Origin of the sequence: Streptomyces sp. UH6 (assembly GCF_013421635.1) — a bacterium.
GTDB classification, from domain to species: Bacteria; Actinomycetota; Actinomycetes; order Streptomycetales; family Streptomycetaceae; genus Streptomyces; species Streptomyces abyssomicinicus.
Genome location: NZ_JACADT010000526.1, coordinates 1 through 3,958, shown reverse-complemented (window position 1 = coordinate 3,958; position 3,958 = coordinate 1). Strand labels below are relative to the sequence as shown.

Annotated in this window: 4 protein-coding genes; 2 read left to right on the top strand and 2 right to left on the bottom strand. The window is 73.2% G+C overall.

Annotation, left to right across the window (positions count from 1 at the left end; all coding sequences use genetic code 11):
• The coding region (locus tag HW445_RS21290; protein WP_180222582.1) for a hypothetical protein at window positions 1-1,331 on the top strand (1,331 nt) is incomplete at its 5' end.
• Window positions 1,332-1,433: 102 nt separating this feature from the next.
• Here HW445_RS21290 and HW445_RS21285 read toward each other — a convergent pair.
• Complete coding sequence (locus HW445_RS21285; protein WP_180222581.1) at window positions 1,434-2,738, bottom strand: PHB depolymerase family esterase; 1,305 nt, start codon at window positions 2,736-2,738, stop codon at window positions 1,434-1,436.
• Between the two features lie 192 nt (window positions 2,739-2,930).
• The gene (locus HW445_RS21280; protein ID WP_180222580.1) at window positions 2,931-3,146 is read right to left on the bottom strand and encodes a hypothetical protein; all 216 of its coding nucleotides are present in this window, start codon (window positions 3,144-3,146) and stop codon (window positions 2,931-2,933) included.
• Window positions 3,147-3,280: 134 nt separating this feature from the next.
• Between HW445_RS21280 and HW445_RS21275 the strand changes: the two genes are divergently transcribed.
• Window positions 3,281-3,958, top strand: a 678-nt coding sequence (locus tag HW445_RS21275; RefSeq protein ID WP_180222579.1) for a sensor histidine kinase, incomplete at its 3' end; no start/stop codon positions are given.

Below are 3,958 nucleotides of genomic sequence, written 5' to 3'. Positions count from 1 at the left end.
GCATGCTGCGCGCCGCGGACCTCCCCGCCGACGCCGTCGCCGAGGCCGTCACCCTCCTCCTCGACGACTACCCGCTCGGCCTCACCGGCGAGGAGGGCGCCGTCGACGAGGCGACCGTGCGCTACCTCGCGGTGCTCCGCGGCCGGGTGCCGGACGGCACCTCCGTCGCCTTCACCCTGCACGCCTCCCCGCCCACCCCCCAGGAACCGCTGTGGGGTCTGCCGCCCGAGGCGGTCCCCGTCCTGGAGGCCTGGCTCGCCTGGTACGACGAACGCCACCTGACCGCCGCCGGGACGGGCCCGGACACCTGGGACCCGCAGCGGCTGGAGTACCGCTTCTCGGTCGGCCTCGCCGAAGGGTTCACCGAGACCACCCTGACCGCCGACGCGTACCAGGGCGGCACCCTCGACTGGACCGACTTCACCGCCACGGGGGCCACCGGACTGGCCCCGGCGCCCGACCGCACCCCGCTGCTGTCCACCACGTTCCCCGCGCCCGTCCGCTTCCCCGGCATGCCCGCCCGCCGCTTCTGGGAGTTCGAGGACGCGCGGGTCGCCCTCGGCTCCGTCGAGGCGGCGCCGTCCGACCTGGCCCGGATGCTGGTCGCCGAGTTCGCCACCGTCTACGGCAACGACTGGTACCTGGTCCCGCTGGACGTCCCGGCCGGCTCCCTCACCACGGTCACCTCCGTCGTCGTCGGCGACACCTTCAGCTCCGAACTCGGCGGCCCCACCCTGCTGCCGCTGCCGGGCGCCGGAGCCGGCGACGCCCACTGGTCCCTCTACCGCCTCGGCACCGCCTCCGGCGGCCGCCGCACCGCCCTCTTCGTCCCGCCGGTCACCGCGAGCTCCCTGGAGAGCGACCCGCTCGAGGAAGTGCTGCTGGTCCGCGACGAGGACGCCAACCTGGCCTGGGCCGTCGAACGCCGCGTCCCCACGCCGCACGGCGCCACCCTCGACCGCAACCGCGCCACCCCGCCCGCCGAGGCGGCCCCGGCCCCGCCGGCCGGCACCCTGGCCTACCGGCTGCGCACCGAGGTCCCCGACCACTGGCTGCCCCTGGTCCCCGTCGAACCGCGCCCCGGCTCCTACCGCCTGCGCCTGTCCCACCTCGACGGGAGCCGGCCCCTCGGCCGCCTGCTCCGCCCCGGACTCCCCGGCCCCTACGACCTGTTCGCCGAGGAGGTCCCCCGGGAGGGCCTCACCGTCACCCGCGCCCACCAGTACGCCCGCGGCTCCGACGGCCGGGGCGTCCTGTGGACCGCCCGTCACACCCGCCCCGGCCGCGGCGGATCCACCTCGGGCCTCCGTTTCGACCTCACGGAGGAATGACGATCTCACGGAGGAATGACGAACGGCCCGGTCCCCTCGCCCGGACGTCCGGGCGAGGGGGCCGGGCAGCGAGGGGGCCGGGCGGCGAGGGGGCCGGGCGGGTCAGCCGGTCTGGCAGGCGGATCCGTTGAGCTTGAAGTCCGTCGGCGTCCCGGCGTCACCCGTGTGGGTGGCCTGGAAGCCGATGGAGGTGGCGGCGCCGGGGGCGAGGGTCCCGTTGTGGCCGACGTTCCTGGCCGTGACCGCGCCGCTGGTGGGGGAGAAGGTCGCGTTCCAGCCGGAGGTGATGGTCTGCCCGGAGCGCAGGGTGAACGTCAGGGTCCATCCGGTGAGCGTCGACGAACCGGTGTTGGTGACGGTGATGTTGTCGGTGAGACCGCTGTTCCATGCGCTGACGGTGTTCGTCACCCGGCAGGCACCGCTCGGCGGCGGGGTGGTCGGCGGAGGCGTGGTGGGCGGCGGCGTGGTCTGGTCCAGGCCGAAGAACGCGATGGCCCTCGCGGCCATGCCGGAGGTGGGCAGGCTGTGGCCGACGCCCGAGAGGGAGATGGCCTCGACCGGCGCCTGGGTGCCGTTGGCGCCGTAGCGGGTGCGGGTCCACCCGGACTGCGGGCTGTCGGTCAGCACCGGGGTTTGGCTCACGCCCAGCACGTCGGTCCACTGCTTGACCGCTTCGCCGAGGTTGTTGTGGTGCAGCGTCGTGTCCGTCGCGCCGTGCCAGAGCTGCACGCGCGGCCGCGGTCCGTCGTAACCGGGGTATGCGGCGCGCACCAGGTCCCCCCACTGCTGGGGCGTCCTGCTGATCTGACCGTTGGCGCAGGCGCTGTTCCATCCCGATCCGTCGGTGGTGGCGAAGCACCCGAACGGCACGCCCATGAACGACGCCCCCGCCTTGAAGACGTCCGGGTAGTCGCCGAGGAGCACGTTGGTCATCATCGCCCCGGAGGAGGCCCCGGTGACGTAGACGCGGCTCGCGTCGGCGCCGTGCCGCTGCACCACGGAGCGCACCATGGAGGCGATGCTCGTCGGGTCGCTGCCACCGTCGTGCCTGAGCGCCTGCGGGGAGGAGACGTCGAAGCACTGGCCGCTGACGTTGGCGTCCGGGTAGACGACGATGAACCCGTACCGGTCGGCCAGCGAGGCGAACTCGGTGCCCGAGTGGAAGCCGGGCCCGGTGCCGGTGCAGTAGTGGACCGCGACCACGACCGGCGGACGTGCTCCGGCACTGGCCGGAACGTACTCGTACATGCGCAGATTGCCGGGATTGTTCCCGAAATTGGTCACCTCGGTCAGCGAGGCGGCCTGTGCGTTCGGCGCCGAGAGGAGGAAGCCGGCGAGCAGGGGAACCACTCCTCCCAGCAGTGTCAGCAGGAAGGGGCGTAAGCGTGACTTCCGTCGGGTCTTCACGTGCGTGTCCTTTCCGCGGGGGCGGAACCGATACGGCCGGCCCGAGGGGTGCGACGGCTCGAGGTCTTCGAAAGTTTCGGTCCCTTTGTCGAATTGATGCGGATAAGTTAAGTGTGGGGTTCGTGGGGAGTCAACGGCCGCGGCCCATCGAGCGGTTGCGCACGTCCGCCAGCCGTGCGCGGCGCGTCGGCCTCAGCCCTCGCGCGTGCCGTCCTTGCGGCCCGCGGCCACCCCCACGGCCGTCCCGAGGACGAGGAGGGCGACGCCGATGTAGATCTCGTAGCCGTCGACGTAGACGTGGCGCATGAAGCCCATCACGGGGATCCACGTGTCGAAGAAGTGCTGGACGAGCCCCTGGAGGCCGCCGACGACGAGGACGAAGCTGAGGAAACCGAGGAAACCCTTCATGGGCCCATCGTGACGGCGCGGTCGGCGGACGGCGTCGGGCGTCGGTATCGGACGGGGGCGGCCTTGTCGTCCGAAAGTATCGGTCCCGGGCGCACCGCGCCGCGCACGGCCGGGTCGCCCGTACATTCGAGGTCATGCGCACCCGCTCCGCCCTCTACGTCGACATCGCCTTCTTCCTCTTCGCCGTGGTCTTCTCCGTCGTCACGGCGGACGCCGCGTACCGGGGCGACGCGTCCGCCGGCGTCCCGGTGGCGGAGCAGGTCGCCGGGGCGCTCGGCTGCGCAGCGGTGTTCCTGCGGCGGCGGTGGCCGGTGTGGCTGGCCGTGCTGCTCATGCTCGCCGGCACCCAGTTCCACTTCCTGACCGGAGCGACCCTGGTGGCCCTGTTCACCGTCGCCGCGCACCGCCCGCGCCGGGTCACCGCCTGGCTGGGCGGTTTCACCCTCGCCCAGTTCGGACTGTTCCTGGCGACGGACCTGGACCGGGGTGAGGAAGCCGTCGGGTCGGCGCTCACCTACTTCACCCTGGTCGCCTGCGCGATCGGCTGGGGGCTGTACGTACGCTCTCGGCGGGCCCTCGTCGCGACCCTCGAGGAGCGCGCGGTACGGGCCGCGGACGAGGCCCGGCGGCAGGTGCGGGAGGAGATCGCGCGGGAGATGCACGACGTCCTCGCCCACCGGCTGTCGCTGCTGAGCGTGCAGGCCGGGGCGGTCGAGTACAACCCGGGGGCCTCGCCGGACGACGTCCGCCGGGCCGCGGGGGTGATTCGCGCGAGCGCGCACCAGGCGCTGGAGGACCTGCGCGAGGTGATC